Source organism: Buttiauxella cochleicola (genome assembly GCF_021282435.1).
GTDB classification, from domain to species: Bacteria; Pseudomonadota; Gammaproteobacteria; order Enterobacterales; family Enterobacteriaceae; genus Buttiauxella; species Buttiauxella massiliensis.
In genome coordinates this window covers 51,786-69,558 of the sequence record NZ_JAJSOT010000005.1, presented here as the reverse complement: position 1 = coordinate 69,558, position 17,773 = coordinate 51,786, and the positions used below count along the sequence as shown (strand labels likewise).

The window sequence follows — 17,773 nt, the reverse complement described above, 5'->3', positions numbered from 1 at the left end:
GTACACCAATACTGACGAGATGACTGCATAAACGGTCACATCAAAATGACGCCCAAAGAGAGCGCCAGCGGGCCGCTATGGCCTTTATTCACCGTTTGCAGAGGATATAAAATGACAAAGAAGACACGACAGATCGCCGCTGAGAGCGATCTGCAAGCATTCCTGAGCGAAGCCGCCGAGCGGTTCAAACCCGACGCCGCCGTACTGGCAGCGCGGATTGATACCGCCGTCCAAAGGTACACCGCCGCCAGCACTACTCAGCGCTTCAACGCCCCAGCAGCACTTGCCATGCAACAGTTACAAGAGCGGATTCTTGAGGGCTGGCGGTACGATATCGGCATTCCTCAATCAGTCTACCTTGCCGGTAGCACAGGGAACATATCGATCACGCTTCGCAAACCGGCAGAGCTGGTGGAACAGGAGATCTCCAACCTGAAACGGCAAGTGGAGGATGAATATCACAGAGAGCTGGCAAACGGGCTGGAGCGTGAACTGGACAGGCTGATTCAGGACGCTGCCAACGAAACACAGCGCCGTGCTGAGGAAGCCGCAGCCGCAGAGCGGGAAGCTATGCGCCATCGCCTCAAAGATATGCTTTTGGCAGGAGCGACTGTATGACGAAGATCAAGAGCGGGAGGCCAACGCCCGCCCATATTGACCCGGACGCGCTGGAACGGGCAATAGCCGCCGCTCGTAAAATCCAGGAAGCCAATCCGGACTGGTACAAATCGCTACCCGTCCAATCGGAGGATAAAGGATGAAAATTTATGATATCACGGTGACGGGAACTACCGCCGACTGGCTCACCGCCACGCGTGGGAATATACCTCTGCCGGTGTTCGTTCGTAAGCTGCTGACGGAGATCGCCAGCCAGCCAGGGAAATACAGCGACCTGACCAAAACTATTAACGCCTCAGTGGGGGAAACATGCAGCAGAACGACGAAAGAATAACGAATAACACCGCCGCCAATGATGCTGGTGAAATCTATATTGACGAGGAAAACGGGCATGAAAGACTGGCACACCAGTTTGCAAAATACCTGATGGACCGGGGTTATTTCTATCTGGCCCGCAATCATGGTGCTGACCTTTACAGCACGCTGACTGGTAAGTTTCACGCTTTCCACGCGGAGACCAATCTTTATCAGCAGTGGTTGTGGAAACAACCTGGATGTAGGAACAGCGGTCACAATCCCCTGTTACACGATATTCTCCGCCAGCGGATTAAATACGCTTCGGCGCGTGAGTTTATCCCCGGAGGCGATCGCCCTCTGGTGTACGAGGCGGACGGCGTACCCGTACTTAATACCTGGAAGCCATACGAGCCACAGACAGAAACCGACGCCGGTACTGATTTGTCACTCTGGACAGAATATCTGGAACGCCTGTTCCCAGACGCTGACGAGCGGCACACTGTTGTGCAATGGCTGGCGCATATATTCCAGCGACCAGAAGAAAAACCAAGCTGGCACCTGATGCTGACGAGCGCAACCGGTACGGGTAAAGGATTTTTGTTTCAGCAAATCATTTCGCCTTTACTCAACCACCAGGCAGCCTTACTTAATGACTACAGCAAACTGACAAATCAGTTCAGCACCGTTATCGCCAATAATTTGCTGGTGTTTTTAGACGATTGCCGCAGCAGCTCAAAATCGTTGCATACCCGGTTAAAATCCCTGCTGACAGAGCGCCGCCAGCAGATCGAAGAGAAGCAGGAGCAAGCCCGGATGGTCTCAACCTATACCCGGTTTATCCTCGCCAGCAACGAACGACGCCCGATCCGCTTTTCACCGAATGAGCGTGAGCGCCGTTGGTTTGCCGTCCAGTTTATGGAGCATCGGCATAACCCAGAGGAGACAGGCAAATTTATCAGTCGATTATCGCAATGGCTCATGCAGGATGGCAGCCTTGATGCGGTCTACTATTGGTTGATGGCCTATGACCTGACCGGATTCAACCCGCATCATTGCCGGGCAACTGAGACACTGGAAGAGATGCAGGAACAATCGCGATCTATGCTGGATATCGAGTTATCCGACTGGCTGGAGTCAAACCGGGTCTTCAAAATGGAATCGCTACGCCTGCTGTTCGATGCACCGGCAGATCTGATTAAGCACCGGCTTGAGGAACTTGGATTCCGGCAATCGCGGATCTATACGAATGGTCCAGGCGTTGACCGCTCCCGCTATTGGTTCCCGGCAGATTGGAAACCTAAACAAGCGGCGCAGTGGCTGGAGGGGGCAGCCGAAAATACGATAGAGCAATTCTGACAGGGAGCTTCGGGCTCCCTTTTTTGCATCCATAAGAGCTTTCCTACCACTGAGCAAGTCGCTGGCAGGTAAAGTTTTATTCAGTTTAGCGGGTGTAGTACGGTGAGTCACCGTAGAAGCGTTCGTACTGTACTGCTTCCGTTTCACCGCCACTGGTATTGCCATATTTCTCCTGATGATGCGTGCAGCACGAGCCGCAGGAAGCGCAGATATACCGCCCTTCGTCGCATTTCTCCGTCAGATCTCTATCGTCAATAATTTCGCTGCATTTGTAGCCAATACAGTGGTTGATGTAGTGGCTGATATCAAATTGTTCGCAGCCCTGGCTGGCGCACTTAAAAACTGTCAGGCGGTAGGCAGCCTGGAAAGGTGTGCGGATAAATCCGTTGCTTGCTGCATCCCACACCATGACCTCAACGCGGGAATATTTCATATTAGGAATCATCAGCAGGCCACAGCTCCGACAGTTCAGACGGGTAAACAATTCACGGATGCGATTAAAGTAAGCAGCCAGCTTGATTGGGAGATCGCGCTTAGACGGCTCCCCAACAACCATATACTGCATGCCATAATGGGCAAGCCAATCATAAATAGAGAAATCCATAAACGCTTTACTAAGAACGGGCAGGACACGTGGCTCATCGCAGACTTTCGACCGGCATAGGAAGCGATTTTCTGTCGAACCGTCGGCCTGTTTTGCCCGCCAGTGGAAGGCTTCGCAGGACAGCCTGATATGCCTGAAGCGTTTTTGCAACGAGGTACACTGTGGAAACAGCCTGAAGATGGCGGGATGGTCAACGGTAAATCTGCCCGACAACAAGGCCTGCCAGATTTCATGCAGGATCACGCTTTGTATCACCGATTCATCGTTGCGACCAATCAGTGGTAGCAACTTAGCGAGAATGAAAAATTCCGGATTGACCGAAAATTCCGGGCTGGATTCAATATCGCCGACAAAGCTGAAATCTTTTTTGAACATCTTCTGTTTCAAGAGACAGGGGGTAATAAAGTCCTTGAATACCGGGTGCTGATAGTAGGCTGCTTTTGAGGCAAACGCGTGCGTATAGGCTTCACGAACATAGGGATTTACCGTCATTTTATCCTGGCTGAAACTCCGCCGGATAAACTCTTCAATATCACTGCCACGATGCTCAAGAATTGTTTCACTCGACAGGCAATTGAAGAATGACAGATAGAGCGTGGCGCTTAACGAAATCTTTGCAAGCAGATTTTTTATCAGCGCGGCTTGAGTGGCGGAAGGGGAAGGATGATCCCCAGTCCATTTCTTCGCCCATGTGGCAAACTGTTCAATATGCGTATCAATAAACACGCTTGGCAGGACAGTGGGGCAAATCTGAAGTGCGATCAGACCATCAAAATCTTTGTCGGGGGCGATCGCATCAAACAACTCGGTATAATGCATCCGATGATGGAACAGAGCTAACAGATGGGATGGTGCGATACCGCTGTCGATAAGCCTACTAACCACATTTTTGCCCCAAGCCCGCAAAAAGCACTTAATGACTTCTTCACGTTGTGTCCAGCTGTTGAAATTAATTTCCCCATGACTGAATGCACGGAAATAGTCGGCCAGAAGTTCGGCTGTTCTGGGTTCGTCAAGCAGATGAACCTCATACGCGCAGGGTTTACAGTGCTTACCGACTCCTTCACGAAACAATACCGGAGAATCTTCAACGGGGAGCTGACTGCCAACGATGTCGCTTTTATGAAAAAATAGTTCGGCCCGGCTCTCAGATTTTAGGAAGCCAAACTGGTTCTCTTTACCGGTCTTGTTGTTCAGGCCGCCATACCACAGCACATTTCCCAAATACCATTTGGCACTACCCGCAGAGTATGCGGCCATACTGCTGATTCCTTATTCAATGTCGAACTACCGCACAGACTGTGCGTTTTCCAGGCTGATATCGCCTTCATCATAACTAAGATTTATCTTAGGTTATTGATGACTCATAGTTTGTGCAATGCTTTAACATAATTATCTAACGATTCGTCGAAACAACCCCTGATAATCCCACATGTGAATAAAAAAATCCCATAACAATCCCAGCTCGAGATGGGTTAAACAAATTGAAAATAAAAGATAAATTCACATAATCCCAGAAATCCCATTAATCCCTATGCATTATTTATATACAACGTAGTTACTGTGGCGCACGCCAGTAAGCAACAGAGACTGGTTGCCGTAGGCAAAGCGTATCGCCGTGTACAGCTCTTAAAGTGGCGGATCGCTAAACAAGGCTCGACTCCACCGGGTCAGTCTTACGCACACGAAAAAATATATGGGGGTCACTTCCCATGACAAATTTGTCGCCAGCAGACGCACCAACGCCCACCGCGATCCGCACGTTGCCGATCTTCTCACATCAAAAGGTTAAAAAATAAAGCGTTGCATGAGTGAAAGAGAAAACCACGGTAAAGTTTTCACAAAGGGTATACCTGAAATGAAGAGCGCAATCGTGAATAAAGTCATTCACAATGAGTAGTAAAAATTGACTCTATGTAGATTATTCACGTAAGATAGCAACATGACAATTTAATGTGAACAAAAGATAATGACAACGACACACGCATACCTCAGGGCATCCACCGACGACCAGGACGCGACACGCGCTCTTGATACACTTAATGACTTTGTGGAAAAACACCAGCTAACAAATGTTGTTCATTACGTTGAAAACTTCTCTGGTGCCAAGCTGGAACGCCCGGAACTTACCCGCCTGATTGCCGCAGCCAAAAAAGGTGACTTTTTGCTGGTGGAATCTATCGACCGCTTGACCCGACTCCCCGCTGCACAATATGAAGCCCTAAAGGCTCGTATTGAAGAGCGCGGCTTACGTGTCATTGTTGTGGATCTTCCAACCTCCCATGATGCATTAAAATCCAAACCAGGTGATCGCATAATAGTGCTTATCAATGGTCTGATGATGGACATTGCCGCCCATTACGCACACGAGGACTACACCAAACGCCGCCAGCGTCAGGCACAAGGCATCGCCAAGGCTAAGGCTGAAAACAAGTACAAAGGCAGACCGGCAGATATCAATCTGCGAAGTAAGATTGAGTCGTACCTTAACAAAGGCGGGAATACCTATGCGGAGATCGCGAAGTTATGTGATTGCTCCGTCGGCATGGTCGCCAAGGTGAAGAAAATTATTGAGGCGATCTGACATACTGCGACCACCAGCATACTACGGATATTTGCCCAAGATCCTTCATGGCGTTTTCGAGTGGAGGCAATCAGTTAGACCGTGCAGTTGATGCGCCAACGGCATAATCACCGCCAGGATATTTGCAGCCAGAGGTTTTCATAACGCTGGGGTAATGGTGAATCAGTTTCGGGGGGCGGGGGTTGGGGTAGGAAGAGGCTCCTACCCCGAGTGGGATTTTAGCGAAAATTATTCATAGTGAACTTGTACGAAATATCATCAGAATTTCCGTGCGCCTCAGTTATCACTAAGACGTTTTCCCTGATGGCAAACTCGACATTGAATTCAACACTCCCCGAGCCATTCCAACGGTTGGAAGTCTGTCCCGACTCAGTCCATATCACATTGCTGCCGGATAGTTTGCAGTCGAATGAGTATTGATTACCATCAGACGGACGACGATAAGAGATTTTAAACACGCCTGACGGATTAGCTTTTACCGCTTTGATCGTATTTACTTCACGCCCGAACATTCCGCTGATTGCAGCCTTGCAAACCTGAGCAGCCGTAAAAGGTGCCGTTGAAGCCGGAGCCTGATTTACGGGGGCAGCGGTTTTGAGCCTGATTTCTCCCATTGAGGCCGAAGCGCTTTCCGTGGATACCTGATTACTGCCTGACGATTTGTCATCAGTAAACGCGATCCACCCAGTCCATCCAATTACTACCAGTAAAAATACTCCTTTAAATTTTGAAATATAAGGCTTTTTTACTCCACAAGATGGGCACATCTTCGCACTACTTGAAACACTATGCCCACATTCCCTGCATTTCTTCATTGCCATATCCGGGCCTCAATCGTTGACTTCAACAGTCCAGCGACCGCCGCGATCCTTGATGGTGTACTCATACACATCATCGCAGAACACAGTGAAAGCGTTGCTAAAGTGGGCGGGGTAAACCCCATTTACCTTGTTACATTGGTAATCCGCTGCCTGGATTAGGGCTTTTGCTGCTGCCTTCATATCCGCTGAACCGTCATCTGCATATGCATTTCCTACTAACAAGCCCAGCACAACCAGAAGTATCTTTGTCAAAATCAGCTCCTTGAACAAAATGACACAATGAAAATCTAAGATTTATCTTAACCACCTTGATCGGTAAATTCGATCTTAAAGATCATTTTTGTCGATCTATAGGGTGGTAATCTCCACGCATGAATTGTGAGCAACACAGAGTTAACCGAAAGGAGCGAATTGAAATGAAGAGGCTTTCTTTGATTTTTTGCTGTCTGTTGATGTCATTCAGTGCTACTGCCGGAAGGACCACGATGAATGCACCGGAGCAGTCAACTACCGCGAGTGGACAAACATTATGCGTTTACAGCAACTCGATCTACACGTTTACTTACGTTACGAAGTCAAAGCATTGTCCGTACAGCAAGACGTTCGATACTGAGGACGCCGAGTAAATCAGATGCGTTTGGCTAATGCGGAGGCGGACTTTATCCGGGATACAAATTGAGATACAGTGCGTGATACATGACAAACAGCAGCGCTGTAGATGCCTGATGTATTGGGATGCGTTCCTGACTTATCGGTCAGCTTCAACCATTCAACAAAACGCCCGCACAGTGAAAACTGTGCGGGCGTTTTGTTTATACCCGTCATACTTCGCGCTGCCTCCTTGTTGGCTACGCTCACTCGCCCAAATCGCTTACTGGAGTAAGCTCATCGGGACTTGTTCTCTTGCCGCCGCGATGCACCTCGAATTATTTAGGGTATATATAGAACAATTGCCATAATACGACTCCTGCCATCACCGGATTCCACGCCGCCATGATCAAGTCTCTGTACATCGATAACTACCGATCTGTACGCAAACTCTCTATCGATTTGGGGCGGCTGAACGTGGTTTTCGGCCCAAATGGCTGCGGAAAATCCAACATCTATAAAGCAATCCATTTGATCCACGGCGCGGCTATGGGGCAGTTGTCACACTGGCTGTCTGATGAAGGTGGGATCCAAAAGGTTATGTGGGCAGGCTCCCGCGCCAAAGGGTATGCCAGTGCGCCACGGCGTATGACGCTTGCAGTAGATACCGACGATTTTGAATATGAATTGCAGGTCGGCTTCCCGGACAAATTACCGTACCCCACGATGTTCGATCTCGATCCTATCGTAAAAGAAGAGCAAATCTGGCTGAGTGGTTTTCGCCGCCGACCTTCTTCGTCAATTATGCATCGTCGCAACCAGGCTGTTTTTCTCAACGATGTTAACGGTGAGAAAGTCACGCACGCCGCCACGCTCTACGAGAACGAATCGTTGTTCGGCCAACTTGGCGAGCCACACCTGTATCCCGAAGTTTCCAGCGCCCGCGAAACGCTACGTAACTGGCGTTTCTACCATGAGTTCGATATCACGAAAGGAGCCGGGTTGCGCTTGCCGCAGGTTGGTTATCGTTCGCCAGTGTTAGCGGGTGATGGGCTAAACCTGGCCGCCGCGTTCCAGACCATCGTTGAAATTGGTGATAGCGAGTTACTGTTTGAGGTGCTGGGTGAAGCCTTCCCTGAATGCACATTTTTCTGTGATAACAGTAACGGACGTTTTCAGATGATGATGCACCGGCAGGGGATTAACCGCCCGCTGGAGTCGGCTGAGTTTTCTGATGGGACATTACGATTTTTGTGCCTGACTGTGGCGTTACTTAGCCCGCGTCCACCGCACTTTATTGCATTGAATGAACCTGAAAATAGCCTGCATCCACAGATGTTACCCGCGTTGGCTCGCCTGATTGCAGAAGCGAGTCGTTACACACAAATCTGGCTCACCAGCCATTCGCCAGAATTGGCCACATTTATTGAAAAACATACGCCATTTACGCTTTATCAGTTGGGGATTGAGAATGGGGAGACGCGTGTTAACCGTCTCTCGTGAGGGGAAAATTCCCCGGTGCTAGCCGGGGAAGGAGATTAGAGAGTGCCTTCTTCTTCTGCCAGACGTAAATCAGCTTCGCTAACAATCGCTTCCAGCTCGGTCAGCATATCGTCATAGCTCATTTCAGCTTGCGGATTCGTTGCCACAACAGTTGCTGCAACAGCAGGTTGTAGTACTTTCTTCTCGTTTCGTTTTGCTGTTGATTTCTTACTCACTGATGACTCCTGTTTATCCATTGTCGACACTGGTCAGACCGGTAAATCTATCAGCAATGCGCGCAATGGGGTATCTGCAACCAGCGTAATGTTAGCTTCATCACGGATAAAAGCGCCGTCACCACAGGTAAGCCCTTCTTTCTCTTCAGCAGAAGTTACAGCATGGACCGTACCGTGAATTGACTGTAAATAAGCACGCGGGCCGTGTAGCTGGAAACTGAGCTGTTGGCCTTTCTCCAGTTCAATCTGGTGAATCCATACTTGTTGGCGCAGTTGTAAGCTCTCTTTACTGCCATCTGGCGAGGCCAGTAATTGTTGTGACCCATCTGTAAGCGTGATTTTCTGAACCAGCGGATTTTCGCGCTCCGGGCAAGCATCAAGCCACAGCTGCATTCGCGTCAGAGAGTTCTCTTTACTCAGGTTATGCTCGCTGTAACTGAGTCCTGGTTGGGTGGAAATGAGCAGTGCTTCCCCGGCTTTAGCCTGAACGTGGTTGCCCTCGCTGTCGCGGTATTCCGCTTCGCCTTCCAGAATCAAATTGAGAATATCAACCTTCGGATAGGTGCGTGGCTGGAATGACGCCCCCGGGGCTAACACTTCCTGGTTGAGTACGCGCAACGAAGCATAGCCCAACAATTTCGGGTCGAAATAGTGACCGAAGGAAAACGTATAGCGGGCCTGGAGCCATCCATAGTCCGCTTTCCCGCATTGTTTGGCAGTTCTTGGCGTAATCATAATTTCTTGACCTCTTTTTACACTGTACCCATGGTAAAGCTCTGGACGCTGCATTGTTAGCCAGTTAATCTGCTTGGTATGTTCAAATTTCCTGAATGAGAACGAGATGGCTAAAGAGAGAGCATTGACGCTAGAGGCATTGCGGGTCATGGACGCAATTGATAGGCGTGGGAGTTTTGCCGCTGCTGCTGATGAGTTGGGGCGAGTACCGTCGGCGCTGAGCTACACCATGCAGAAGCTGGAAGAAGAACTGGATGTCGTGCTGTTTGACCGTTCAGGCCATCGCACCAAATTTACCAATGTCGGGCGGATGTTGCTGGAGCGCGGGCGAGTTTTGCTCGAAGCGGCTGAAAAACTTACCACTGACGCCGAAGCACTGGCACGTGGTTGGGAAACGCATCTTACTATTGTTACAGAGGCTCTGGTGCCGACGGCGAAGCTGTATCCGCTGGTGGAAAAACTTGCCGGTAAAGCTGACACGCAGCTGTCGATTATTACTGAAGTACTGGCCGGTTCATGGGAGCGTTTAGAGCAAGGTCGGGCGGATATTGTGATTGCTCCGGATATGCATTTCCGTTCTTCATCTGAGATTAACTCACGCAAGTTATATAAGGTGATGAGCGTTTATGTCGCAGCACCAGATCACCCGATTCATAATGAACCGGAGCCGCTATCCGAGGTGACGCGCGTGAAGTATCGCGGTATCGCGGTCGCTGATACCGCACGGGAACGTCCTGTGCTGACCGTGCAGCTACTGGATAAACAGCCGCGTCTTACAGTAAGTAGCATGGAAGATAAGCGCCAGGCATTACTGGCCGGGTTGGGTGTAGCGACGATGCCTTATCCGATGGTCGAGCAGGATATTGCTGAAGGACGGCTACGTGTGGTGAGCCCTGAATACACCAATGAAATTGACATTATCATGGCGTGGCGACGCGATAGCATGGGCGAAGCAAAAGCCTGGTGCTTGCGTGAAATTCCAAAATTATTGAAATGAAAAGAGTGGGCAGCTTTTGCGCTGCTCCACCCTTTTTAAGTGAGTTTGTTGGGTATAAATTATTATTCACTAACGAATCGTGCATCCAGGCGCTTTGGATCCGCGCCGTACTCATTTTCGCCTGGCGTGCCGTTCTGGCAATTAAACGCCAGAATAATCAACCAGCCCACCAACGGTATTAACAGCAGTAACAGCCACCAGGCTGAACGGTCAGTATCGTGTAGGCGTCGAAACTGTACGGCCCAGTAAGGCAGGAAAATCAGTACGCCGTAAACCGTCGTCAGCAGACCTTCATCCCCCGCAATCCGTAGCCCTAACATCTTATCCAGAATGCTTAAAACCACGGTTAGCACAAGGTTGACCAGGATGAACATCCAGAACTCTTTGCGACGTGCACGTCCACTAAAGCCAAGATAATTTTTTAAAACTTTGAAATACCAATCCATTTGTAGCCCGCCTTGATTTTTTATCAATCACTTGATCTGTAAGCGATCTATTTCAAGAATAGCCGTGAATAGATTTTACGTAAATCATAGTTCATATGAATTTTATCAACCCTTGTTAAACCGTTCGTCGCGCCCGTGAGGCTCATTCAAATCCTGAGCGGGGCCAATGGAAATAATCCCGGTAGGGTTAATGGTTTTGTGGCTGCGGTAGTAGTGGTGGCGGATATGCCCGAAGTCGACAGTTTCAGCGATGCCCGGCATTTGGTAGATATCACGCAAGAATCCGTACACATTCAGGTAATCACTAATACGATGTTTGTCGCATTTGAAGTGGGTGACATAGACCGGGTCGAAACGTACCAGTGTGGTCCACAAACGAATATCCGCTTCGGTAAGCTGGTCGCCGGTTAAATATCGATGCTGCCCGAGGATCTGCTCAACGCGTGCCAGTGACTCGAATACTTTGGTGACGGCTTCATCGTAAGCTTCTTGAGAGGTAGCAAAGCCTGCTTTATAAACGCCGTTATTAATGCTGTCGTAAATCCAGCTATTTAGCTCATCAATCTGGCTACGTAATGCAGTCGGGTAATAATCCCCAGCGCGAGCACCCTGCGCATCAAACGCGGTATTGAGCATACGGATGATTTCAGCGGATTCGTTACTGACGATAGTCTGCGTTTTCTTATCCCATAAAACAGGTACGGTAACGCGCCCGGTGTAATCAGAGTCAGCTTGTAAATAGAGCTGATAAAGATATTCATGCTGATATAAGCCATCACCGGTAGCGTTTGGGAAATTATCATCAAACGTCCAGCCATCCTGCAACATGAGCGGGTGAACCACAGAAACAGAGATAAAAGATTCGAGGCCTTTTAACGCACGCATGATTAATGTGCGATGAGCCCATGGGCAGGCGAGGGAAACATAGAGATGGTAGCGATCTTTCTCGGCAGCAAAACCACCTTTACCGGTTGGGCCGGGTTCACCATCCGCCGTCAGCCAGTTGCGAAACGCTGACTCTGAGCGTTTGAAACTGCCGCCAGTGGATTTGGTGTCGTACCAGACATCGTGCCAGACGCCATCAATTAATTGTCCCATTTTATTCTCCTCGTGAGCCTTAAAAACAAAAAAGCGAAGGTATTAACCTTCGCTTTTACTTCTAATCAGTATAGAAGCCTTACCAGTTTTTCTTCAGAATACGGTCGATGCTGTATGCACCTGGTCCGAAGATAGCCAGTAACAGGTAACCACCGGCGATGGTGAAGTTCTTCATAAACATGGTTGAGTTCATGCCCTGGCTGAAATCACCGTGGAACAAGAACGCTGTCAGAATCGTGAACACTGCAGTGATAATCGCGGTGGTACGAGTAAAGAATCCGAACAGAATCGCCAGGCCGCCGCCAAACTCAAGCAGAATGGTCAATGGCAGTAAGAACCCAGGAACACCCATCGCTTCCATATATTGTTGAGTGCCGGCATAACCGTTAATTTTGCCCCAACCTGCAACGATGAACAGAATCGGCATCAGGACACGAGCTAACAGAACACCTGCATCATCTAATTTTTTCATTTTACTCTCCAGCGAATCTCTTGTGGGTGCTATCAGCCCAGGGATGTTTGTCTTTGCAGTTTCCGGTAGTTACCGGTGACTGCGGTTGATGGGGAGGATAATAGACGTGACGTTAAGGGATTGTTAGCAAGGAAAACTGTCGATGTTTTTCAATATTACTGATTAATAAAAACGCCGCCTGAATAAGGCGGCGTTGGATACTAATGCGATTGTGGCTGTATTGTGTTGCGAATCAGGCGCCACGTACTCCAGGCGCCTAGCCCGCGCCTTGCCCAGCGCATCAGGAAGCTTGGGTGGCGCACTGTCCAGATAGCCATAACGCTGCTGGCGACAACTGCGTACCGGCGTAAGCTAATCAATGTGTTCCAGCTTCTGTCATAAGTCGCTGTCACTTCAAGCCAGTCGCGCTTGCCTGCACTTAAATCCAGCCGTTGTTGCTGAATCTGACTGAGTAAAAATGCTTTGCGTTTATCTAGCTCGCGTTTGCTCATAATTTGTCATCTTCCAGCAACGAGCGGTCATTTTCGAGCTCGCGACGGGTATGGCGCAGCAAGGTGGATTGACGCGATTTACGTAGAGTCCAGATACCACCGATGAAAGCCAGACCCAACAGAACGACTGTTGTCGCGATCATGGCGTTCAGGCGGTATTGCGGCTCGACGGCCCAGAAAACCAGCACCACAAGACTCATTAAGCCAAATGCAGCAAACAGCATGGTTAACCCAAGCATCAGTAGTAACTGGATGAGATGTGCTTTCTCCTCTTCCAGCTCTACCACTGCAAGCCGCACACGTGTTTCCACCATCCCAACGATGATAGTGACAAGGCGCTGGCCAATGCCAAGGACGCCTTTACCTGGACCTTGAGGTTGATGGGATTCAGGCATAATTAACGACGCGTCAGCAGGACACCGAGTACGACGCCAATCGCCGCCCCAATGCCAACACCAGTCCATGGGTTTTCACGCACATAGTCGTCAGCTTTCGCGGCAGCTTCACGGGTTTGTTTAGCAATAACATCACCTGTATCACCCAGGCGTACACGGCTTTCTTTCAGTGCTTTTTCAGCCTTGCCACGTAGCTTTTCAAGTTCGGACTTTGACTTATCCGTCGATGCACTCAGCACCTCTTCAAGGGTATCTGCCAGGGATTTCAACTCAGCGCGCAAATGTTCTGATGTGGTATCTTTTGACATGGTTCTCTCCAGGTGTTTGAGGTTGATCCTTGAACTTAGTAATCACGAGCCTGCAAAGTTTTCAGCTCGTGTTCAGCTTCAGCCAGTTTCTGTTCCCGTTTTGAAATTTTATCAGCATCGCCTTTTTCGCGAGCTTCCTTAAGATCTGCTTTCCGCTCGGTGATTTCAGCTTTTTGTTCGTTGATTTTTTTCTTGTGAGCCGCGCGTAAACTGCTATCGGTGCAGTTAGAGCGAACTTCTTTCAACGCTTTGTTAAGCCCATCGACACGGCTTTGATTCTGGTGTTTCTCCGCATAGCCAATTTCTCGCTGAATATCCTGCTCCTTTTCATTACACAGCGAGCTCGCATGCGCTGCGGACGTCAGAGACAATAGGGCGATAGCCAATACGGTACGATAGTTCATGATAAAAAACCTTCCATTGTGAATGTACGTTTACCCGCAAGGTTAAGCATACAAAAAGTCCAGAAATTAAACGAATGTGATGATTTGTAGCGGTTTAAGTAAAAACAAGCATAGTCAGGAATTGAGTAAAAACCCAATCCCCATTAGCAAATTAGGATTGCAGGAAAGGGTTAACCGATGCGGATATTTTCGTTAAGCACACGCGTAAGCCATGTGCTGGCACTGTCATCTTCATCTTGCTGAGCGATGACGTAGCCATGTGGCAGCGTTTTATATAACACGGCTTTAGCAGCCTCGCTTTGCGCACTCGAATCAAACTTTATCAATAACGAATTGTTGTCAGGCGTAATACTTTTAAAGCGAATACCGTTGGCATCAAGGTGGTGCCAGACATAAAACCCGTCAGGCATGCTGATCCCTTGTTGGCTGGAGCGAATCTCAAGTGTGGACTCAGTACGCTGCATTCCAGACCATATTAGTATTGAGGCCGCGGCAATTGCGCCAATCAACATCGTGGCCCTTAGGCCACGAAAAAAATGTGTTTTCATCGTTATCCCTCTTAACTGCGGTTACCGTATTTTTTACGCCAAAGCACAATCAACGAACCGATCAGACCAATTACCAGTAACACGACTGGTAGCAGCATCAGGCAGGACATCAATGCATCTTCATATTTCAGGAATACCGGCGTTTTACCGAGCAGATATCCTAGCGTGGTGAGGATTAGTACCCATAACAGGCCGCTCATCCAGTTGAAGAACTGGAAGCGCGCATTATTCAGACCAGATAAACCAGCAATAGTTGGTAACAGGGTACGAACAAAAGCAATGAAGCGACCAATCAGCAATGCCGATAAGCCATGTTTATGGAACAGGTTGTGCGCACGCTGATGATAATGCGCGGGAAGATGCGATAACCAGTTCTGCACGATTCGCGTGTTACCAAGCCAACGCCCCTGAATATAACTAAGCCAGCAGCCGAGGCTGGCCGCGGTGGTTAACAGTAAAACGGTTTCCGGAAAACCCATTGCCCCTTTGGCAATCAGCACACCGACCAAAACTAACAAACTATCGCCGGGCAGGAAGGCTGCTGGCAGCAAGCCGTTTTCAAGGAATAAAATCATGAACAAGACGAAATAAAGCATGCCAATCATTCCTGGATTGGCGAGCGTTTCAAAATCCTGGCTCCAGAGAGCGTTCAACAGTTGCGAGAGAAGTTCCATTCAGTGTTCCTGGCACATCGGTTAAGACCGCTGATCAAAGTCAGATAAGTAGAGTGCGGCTTTATTCTGTGTGGTTATGCTTGTGTAGTAGCCGCCTACAATCCACCGCTCGTTACCCAGGTTCGCCACAACTCCGTGTGAATGCGACCGGGCAGGTTGTTAGCAAAGCTAACACCGACAGTGAAATTGCATCTAATTGTAACAAAGCTCTGTCTAATGCGTCACAGTATTTGTGCTTTGTTGAGGATTGATTTTGATGAGTCGTAGGGGGGCTGGCGAGGGTATTTACAAACGCTGACACTATTGGTTGGTTTGCTTACCCTCGCGCGGGAAAATGACTATTTTTGACCGTTTGCGGCAGTATCGAGATGAATAACCGGGTTATCTGCAAATAAGTAGCGATCGGCATTGAATTCGAAATCATCGCTGGTTGCATCAAATAACATCTGTTTGGTGTTTTCCAGGTGCTGCCACATTGCCACTTTAGCAGCATGAGGATCTTTGCGAATCAGTGCTTTAAGAATTTGGTCATGATCTTCACACCAGTTATCAGCGGTGCGCTTATCAATATGCTCGTGAAGTTTTTTCCAGTATGGGTTATGGATGCGTTGGCTCCACATTTTTTCTACGATGGCTGCAAGGGCGCTATTTTGTGAAGCTAGAGCAACCTGAGTATGGAAATGAAGGTCCCATTCTGAATCCTGGAAATTGTGCTCATTACGCGCCATTTCCTGAATTTCCATCAGCTTGACGATATCTTGCTTAGTCACTTGAGTCGCCGCGAATTCCGCGATGTTACTTTCAATAAGCTGGCGAGCCTGTAACAGCTCAAACGGCCCGAAACTGGCAAATTCAAACTGGTCATCAGGCAGGTTAGAGTATTTAGCCTGGTTCGCAATAACATGGATTCCGGAGCCTTTACGCACTTCAACGTAGCCTTCCACTTCCAGCATAATAATCGCTTCACGAACCACAGTGCGGCTCACGTTCTTTTCTTCAGCAATAAAGCGCTCTGCCGGGAGTTTTTCCCCAACCAGATAAACACCGTTTTCGATGCGTTGTTTAAGTTCAGCGGCCAATTGCTGATAAAGACGACGTGGTTCCATAACTTCCATCTGTAGCTCCGGGAAAGGTCCTGCGGGTAACCTTATTTGTTATACCACTTTTCAAAGTTCGGCTCCACATTCTAGATACACAAAAGCCGCCCGTGGGCGGCTTTGTAAACAAATTTGAGACACCGATTATGCTATTGCTTGCTTCGGTTTTTGCGAGTCGTTCAACTCACTGATTGGTTTGTTTTGCAGCACTGTCCAGATAACGATAGCACCGAGGATATCGAATACTGCTAGTGCAGCGAACAGTGGGCTGAAGCCAAGTGTATCAGCCAGTGCGCCCACAACCAGAGCAAACAGGGTGCTCGCAGTCCAGGCTGCCATACCGGTCAAGCCATTCGCCGTTGCCACTTCGTTACGACCGAACACGTCAGAAGACAGAGTGATCAGAGCGCCAGACAGTGACTGGTGAGCAAAGCCGCCAACACACAGCAGAGCGATTGCAACATACGGGCTAGTGAACAGGCCAATAGTCCCTGGAGCAATCATCAGAATCGCGCCCATGGTCACTACCAGTTTACGGGAAACAATCAGGTTCACACCGAATACGCGCTGGAAGAATGGTGGCAGGTAGCCGCCAACAATACATCCCAGGTCAGCAAACAGCATTGGCATCCAGGCAAACATCGCAATGTGTTTCAGGTCAAAACCATAAGCTTTAAACATGAACAGTGGGATCCAGGCGTTGAAAGTACCCCAGGCTGGTTCAGCAAGGAAACGTGGCAGAGCAATACCCCAGAACTGACGGTTCTGCAGGATTTTCCAGGCGCTCATTTTTTTGCTGTTGTCAGTCTGGTGATGCGCTTCCTGGCCACCGATGATGTATTCACGTTCTTCTTCAGACAGGCGTTTCTGGTCACGTGGATGTTTGTAGAAAATCAACCAGCACATTGCCCATGCAAAGCTCAGGACACCGGAGATGATGAACGCCATCTGCCAGCTGTGCATCACAATCGCCCAAACCACTAATGGTGGAGCAATCATGCCGCCGATAGAGGAACCCACGTTGAAGTAACCCACGGCGATTGAACGCTCTTTAGCTGGGAACCATTCGCTACTGGCTTTCAGGCCAGCTGGAATCATGGCCGCTTCAGCAGCACCAACGGCACCACGAGCGATTGCCAGGCCACCCCAGCTTCCTGCAAGTGCAGTAGCACCACAGAAAATTGCCCATGCGACAGCAAAGAATGCGTAGCCCACTTTCGTACCCAGTACATCAAGCACATAACCTGCAACAGGCTGCATGATGGTGTAGCAAGCTGAGTAAGCCGCGATGATGTAGGAATATTGCTGAGTGGAAATATGCAGCTCTTCCATCAATGTTGGCGCAGCAGCAGCAATAGTGTTACGTGTCAGGTAACCCAGAATTGTACCCATGGTTACCAGGGCAATCATGTACCAGCGCAAGCCTTGAATCTTTCGCATTTCGAATTTCATCCCGTCTTATAAACAACCGCACATCATGCGGCCGTACGTCCGGCACTGCTGCCAGAGCGTTTGATCTATT

Annotated in this window: 24 protein-coding genes; 8 read left to right on the top strand and 16 right to left on the bottom strand. The window is 49.1% G+C overall.

Annotation, left to right across the window (positions count from 1 at the left end):
* Positions 1–111: 111 nt before the first annotated feature.
* The 4 genes from LVQ77_RS13090 to LVQ77_RS13075 are packed head-to-tail and all read left to right on the top strand — an operon-like array spanning position 112 to position 2,271.
* Positions 112–618 (top strand): hypothetical protein, encoded by a 507-nt coding sequence (locus tag LVQ77_RS13090; RefSeq protein ID WP_232904643.1) that lies wholly within the window; start codon positions 112–114, stop codon positions 616–618.
* Entirely contained in the window at positions 615–761 is a 147-nt protein-coding gene (locus LVQ77_RS13085) for a hypothetical protein (protein WP_232904642.1), read from the top strand. Before LVQ77_RS13090 ends, LVQ77_RS13085 begins: the two co-directional genes overlap by 4 nt.
* A complete protein-coding gene (locus LVQ77_RS13080) occupies positions 758–952 on the top strand; it encodes a hypothetical protein (protein WP_232904641.1) in 195 nt (64 codons plus the stop codon). The genes LVQ77_RS13085 and LVQ77_RS13080 overlap by 4 nt, the downstream gene beginning before the upstream one ends.
* Complete coding sequence (locus LVQ77_RS13075) at positions 928–2,271, top strand: primase-helicase family protein (RefSeq protein WP_232904640.1); 1,344 nt, start codon at positions 928–930, stop codon at positions 2,269–2,271. The genes LVQ77_RS13080 and LVQ77_RS13075 overlap by 25 nt, the downstream gene beginning before the upstream one ends.
* Before the next feature lie 85 nt (positions 2,272–2,356).
* On the opposite strand, the gene LVQ77_RS13070 is transcribed toward LVQ77_RS13075, so the two are convergent.
* Entirely contained in the window at positions 2,357–4,135 is a 1,779-nt protein-coding gene (locus LVQ77_RS13070) for a cold-shock protein (protein WP_232904639.1), read from the bottom strand.
* A gap of 709 nt (positions 4,136–4,844) precedes the next feature.
* Here LVQ77_RS13070 and LVQ77_RS13065 point away from each other — a divergent pair.
* Positions 4,845–5,459, top strand: a complete 615-nt coding sequence (locus LVQ77_RS13065) for a recombinase family protein (RefSeq protein WP_232904638.1) — start codon at positions 4,845–4,847, stop codon at positions 5,457–5,459.
* A 218-nt stretch (positions 5,460–5,677) separates the two neighbouring features.
* Here LVQ77_RS13065 and LVQ77_RS13060 read toward each other — a convergent pair whose 3' ends face one another.
* Together LVQ77_RS13060 and LVQ77_RS13055 are read right to left on the bottom strand one after the other, a co-directional pair.
* On the bottom strand, positions 5,678–6,280 hold the full coding sequence (locus LVQ77_RS13060) for a zinc ribbon domain-containing protein (protein ID WP_232904637.1): 603 nt from the start codon (positions 6,278–6,280) through the stop codon (positions 5,678–5,680).
* Between the two features lie 9 nt (positions 6,281–6,289).
* Positions 6,290–6,532, bottom strand: a complete 243-nt coding sequence (locus LVQ77_RS13055) for a hypothetical protein (RefSeq protein ID WP_232904636.1) — start codon at positions 6,530–6,532, stop codon at positions 6,290–6,292.
* A 164-nt stretch (positions 6,533–6,696) separates the two neighbouring features.
* Between LVQ77_RS13055 and LVQ77_RS13050 the strand changes: the two genes are divergently transcribed.
* Together LVQ77_RS13050 and LVQ77_RS13045 are read left to right on the top strand one after the other, a co-directional pair.
* Positions 6,697–6,906, top strand: a complete 210-nt coding sequence (locus tag LVQ77_RS13050; protein WP_232904635.1) for a hypothetical protein — start codon at positions 6,697–6,699, stop codon at positions 6,904–6,906.
* Between the two features lie 367 nt (positions 6,907–7,273).
* Complete coding sequence (locus LVQ77_RS13045) at positions 7,274–8,371, top strand: AAA family ATPase (RefSeq protein ID WP_232904634.1); 1,098 nt, start codon at positions 7,274–7,276, stop codon at positions 8,369–8,371.
* A 35-nt stretch (positions 8,372–8,406) separates the two neighbouring features.
* Here the strand turns inward: LVQ77_RS13045 and LVQ77_RS13040 are convergent, their stop codons facing one another.
* Both LVQ77_RS13040 and LVQ77_RS13035 read right to left on the bottom strand, forming a co-directional pair.
* Positions 8,407–8,586, bottom strand: a complete 180-nt coding sequence (locus tag LVQ77_RS13040; RefSeq protein ID WP_232865621.1) for a protein YhaL — start codon at positions 8,584–8,586, stop codon at positions 8,407–8,409.
* 33 nt (positions 8,587–8,619) lie between these two features.
* Positions 8,620–9,321, bottom strand: coding sequence for a pirin family protein (locus LVQ77_RS13035; protein ID WP_232904633.1), 702 nt, complete (start codon positions 9,319–9,321; stop codon positions 8,620–8,622).
* Between the two features lie 106 nt (positions 9,322–9,427).
* Between LVQ77_RS13035 and LVQ77_RS13030 the strand changes: the two genes are divergently transcribed.
* Positions 9,428–10,318: a LysR family transcriptional regulator gene (locus LVQ77_RS13030; protein WP_034461321.1), complete on the top strand. Its 891-nt coding sequence runs from the start codon at positions 9,428–9,430 to the stop codon at positions 10,316–10,318.
* 62 nt (positions 10,319–10,380) lie between these two features.
* Here the strand turns inward: LVQ77_RS13030 and LVQ77_RS13025 are convergent, their stop codons facing one another.
* The 11 genes from LVQ77_RS13025 to LVQ77_RS12975 all read right to left on the bottom strand — a co-directional run bounded on the left by LVQ77_RS13025 (position 10,381) and on the right by LVQ77_RS12975 (position 17,691).
* Entirely contained in the window at positions 10,381–10,764 is a 384-nt protein-coding gene (locus LVQ77_RS13025) for a DUF805 domain-containing protein (protein ID WP_151993985.1), read from the bottom strand.
* Positions 10,765–10,869: 105 nt separating this feature from the next.
* Positions 10,870–11,862: a glutathione S-transferase family protein gene (locus tag LVQ77_RS13020; protein ID WP_232904632.1), complete on the bottom strand. Its 993-nt coding sequence runs from the start codon at positions 11,860–11,862 to the stop codon at positions 10,870–10,872.
* A gap of 79 nt (positions 11,863–11,941) precedes the next feature.
* Positions 11,942–12,334 carry a DoxX family protein gene (locus LVQ77_RS13015; RefSeq protein WP_064515925.1) on the bottom strand — a complete coding sequence of 131 codons (393 nt, stop codon included), beginning with the start codon at positions 12,332–12,334 and terminating at the stop codon, positions 11,942–11,944.
* 200 nt (positions 12,335–12,534) lie between these two features.
* A complete protein-coding gene (locus LVQ77_RS13010) occupies positions 12,535–12,825 on the bottom strand; it encodes a YqjK-like family protein (RefSeq protein ID WP_232904631.1) in 291 nt (96 codons plus the stop codon).
* Entirely contained in the window at positions 12,822–13,220 is a 399-nt protein-coding gene (locus tag LVQ77_RS13005; RefSeq protein WP_064515930.1) for a phage holin family protein, read from the bottom strand. Before LVQ77_RS13005 ends, LVQ77_RS13010 begins: the two co-directional genes overlap by 4 nt.
* Before the next feature lie 2 nt (positions 13,221–13,222).
* Positions 13,223–13,528 carry an ElaB/YgaM/YqjD family protein gene (locus LVQ77_RS13000; RefSeq protein ID WP_034461328.1) on the bottom strand — a complete coding sequence of 102 codons (306 nt, stop codon included), beginning with the start codon at positions 13,526–13,528 and terminating at the stop codon, positions 13,223–13,225.
* A 35-nt stretch (positions 13,529–13,563) separates the two neighbouring features.
* The gene (locus LVQ77_RS12995; protein WP_232865618.1) at positions 13,564–13,932 is read right to left on the bottom strand and encodes a DUF1090 domain-containing protein; all 369 of its coding nucleotides are present in this window, start codon (positions 13,930–13,932) and stop codon (positions 13,564–13,566) included.
* Positions 13,933–14,102: 170 nt separating this feature from the next.
* Positions 14,103–14,480, bottom strand: coding sequence for an EnvZ/OmpR regulon moderator MzrA (gene mzrA, locus LVQ77_RS12990; protein ID WP_034461332.1), 378 nt, complete (start codon positions 14,478–14,480; stop codon positions 14,103–14,105).
* A gap of 11 nt (positions 14,481–14,491) precedes the next feature.
* Positions 14,492–15,154, bottom strand: a complete 663-nt coding sequence (gene yqjA, locus LVQ77_RS12985; protein WP_034461333.1) for a DedA family general envelope maintenance protein YqjA — start codon at positions 15,152–15,154, stop codon at positions 14,492–14,494.
* Positions 15,155–15,492: 338 nt separating this feature from the next.
* Positions 15,493–16,269 carry a transcriptional regulator ExuR gene (exuR, locus tag LVQ77_RS12980; protein WP_232865617.1) on the bottom strand — a complete coding sequence of 259 codons (777 nt, stop codon included), beginning with the start codon at positions 16,267–16,269 and terminating at the stop codon, positions 15,493–15,495.
* A gap of 126 nt (positions 16,270–16,395) precedes the next feature.
* The gene (locus LVQ77_RS12975) at positions 16,396–17,691 is read right to left on the bottom strand and encodes an MFS transporter (RefSeq protein WP_232865616.1); all 1,296 of its coding nucleotides are present in this window, start codon (positions 17,689–17,691) and stop codon (positions 16,396–16,398) included.
* Between the last annotated feature and the right edge of the window lie 82 nt (positions 17,692–17,773).

Bases quoted from the DNA above. Each gene is read 5' to 3' on its own strand.
- LVQ77_RS13090 (WP_232904643.1), top strand. From the start codon at position 112: ATGACAAAGAAGACACGACAGATCGCCGCTGAGAGCGATCTGCAAGCA.
- LVQ77_RS13085 (WP_232904642.1), top strand. From the start codon at position 615: ATGACGAAGATCAAGAGCGGGAGGCCAACGCCCGCCCATATTGACCCG.
- LVQ77_RS13080 (WP_232904641.1), top strand. From the start codon at position 758: ATGAAAATTTATGATATCACGGTGACGGGAACTACCGCCGACTGGCTC.
- LVQ77_RS13075 (WP_232904640.1), top strand. From the start codon at position 928: ATGCAGCAGAACGACGAAAGAATAACGAATAACACCGCCGCCAATGAT.
- LVQ77_RS13070 (WP_232904639.1), bottom strand. From the start codon at position 4,135: ATGGCCGCATACTCTGCGGGTAGTGCCAAATGGTATTTGGGAAATGTG.
- LVQ77_RS13065 (WP_232904638.1), top strand. From the start codon at position 4,845: ATGACAACGACACACGCATACCTCAGGGCATCCACCGACGACCAGGAC.
- LVQ77_RS13060 (WP_232904637.1), bottom strand. From the start codon at position 6,280: ATGGCAATGAAGAAATGCAGGGAATGTGGGCATAGTGTTTCAAGTAGT.
- LVQ77_RS13050 (WP_232904635.1), top strand. From the start codon at position 6,697: ATGAAGAGGCTTTCTTTGATTTTTTGCTGTCTGTTGATGTCATTCAGT.
- LVQ77_RS13045 (WP_232904634.1), top strand. From the start codon at position 7,274: ATGATCAAGTCTCTGTACATCGATAACTACCGATCTGTACGCAAACTC.
- LVQ77_RS13035 (WP_232904633.1), bottom strand. From the start codon at position 9,321: ATGATTACGCCAAGAACTGCCAAACAATGCGGGAAAGCGGACTATGGA.
- LVQ77_RS13030 (WP_034461321.1), top strand. From the start codon at position 9,428: ATGGCTAAAGAGAGAGCATTGACGCTAGAGGCATTGCGGGTCATGGAC.
- LVQ77_RS13025 (WP_151993985.1), bottom strand. From the start codon at position 10,764: ATGGATTGGTATTTCAAAGTTTTAAAAAATTATCTTGGCTTTAGTGGA.
- LVQ77_RS13020 (WP_232904632.1), bottom strand. From the start codon at position 11,862: ATGGGACAATTAATTGATGGCGTCTGGCACGATGTCTGGTACGACACC.
- LVQ77_RS13015 (WP_064515925.1), bottom strand. From the start codon at position 12,334: ATGAAAAAATTAGATGATGCAGGTGTTCTGTTAGCTCGTGTCCTGATG.
- LVQ77_RS13010 (WP_232904631.1), bottom strand. From the start codon at position 12,825: ATGAGCAAACGCGAGCTAGATAAACGCAAAGCATTTTTACTCAGTCAG.
- LVQ77_RS13005 (WP_064515930.1), bottom strand. From the start codon at position 13,220: ATGCCTGAATCCCATCAACCTCAAGGTCCAGGTAAAGGCGTCCTTGGC.
- LVQ77_RS13000 (WP_034461328.1), bottom strand. From the start codon at position 13,528: ATGTCAAAAGATACCACATCAGAACATTTGCGCGCTGAGTTGAAATCC.
- LVQ77_RS12995 (WP_232865618.1), bottom strand. From the start codon at position 13,932: ATGAACTATCGTACCGTATTGGCTATCGCCCTATTGTCTCTGACGTCC.
- mzrA (WP_034461332.1), bottom strand. From the start codon at position 14,480: ATGAAAACACATTTTTTTCGTGGCCTAAGGGCCACGATGTTGATTGGC.
- yqjA (WP_034461333.1), bottom strand. From the start codon at position 15,154: ATGGAACTTCTCTCGCAACTGTTGAACGCTCTCTGGAGCCAGGATTTT.
- exuR (WP_232865617.1), bottom strand. From the start codon at position 16,269: ATGGAAGTTATGGAACCACGTCGTCTTTATCAGCAATTGGCCGCTGAA.
- LVQ77_RS12975 (WP_232865616.1), bottom strand. From the start codon at position 17,691: ATGCGAAAGATTCAAGGCTTGCGCTGGTACATGATTGCCCTGGTAACC.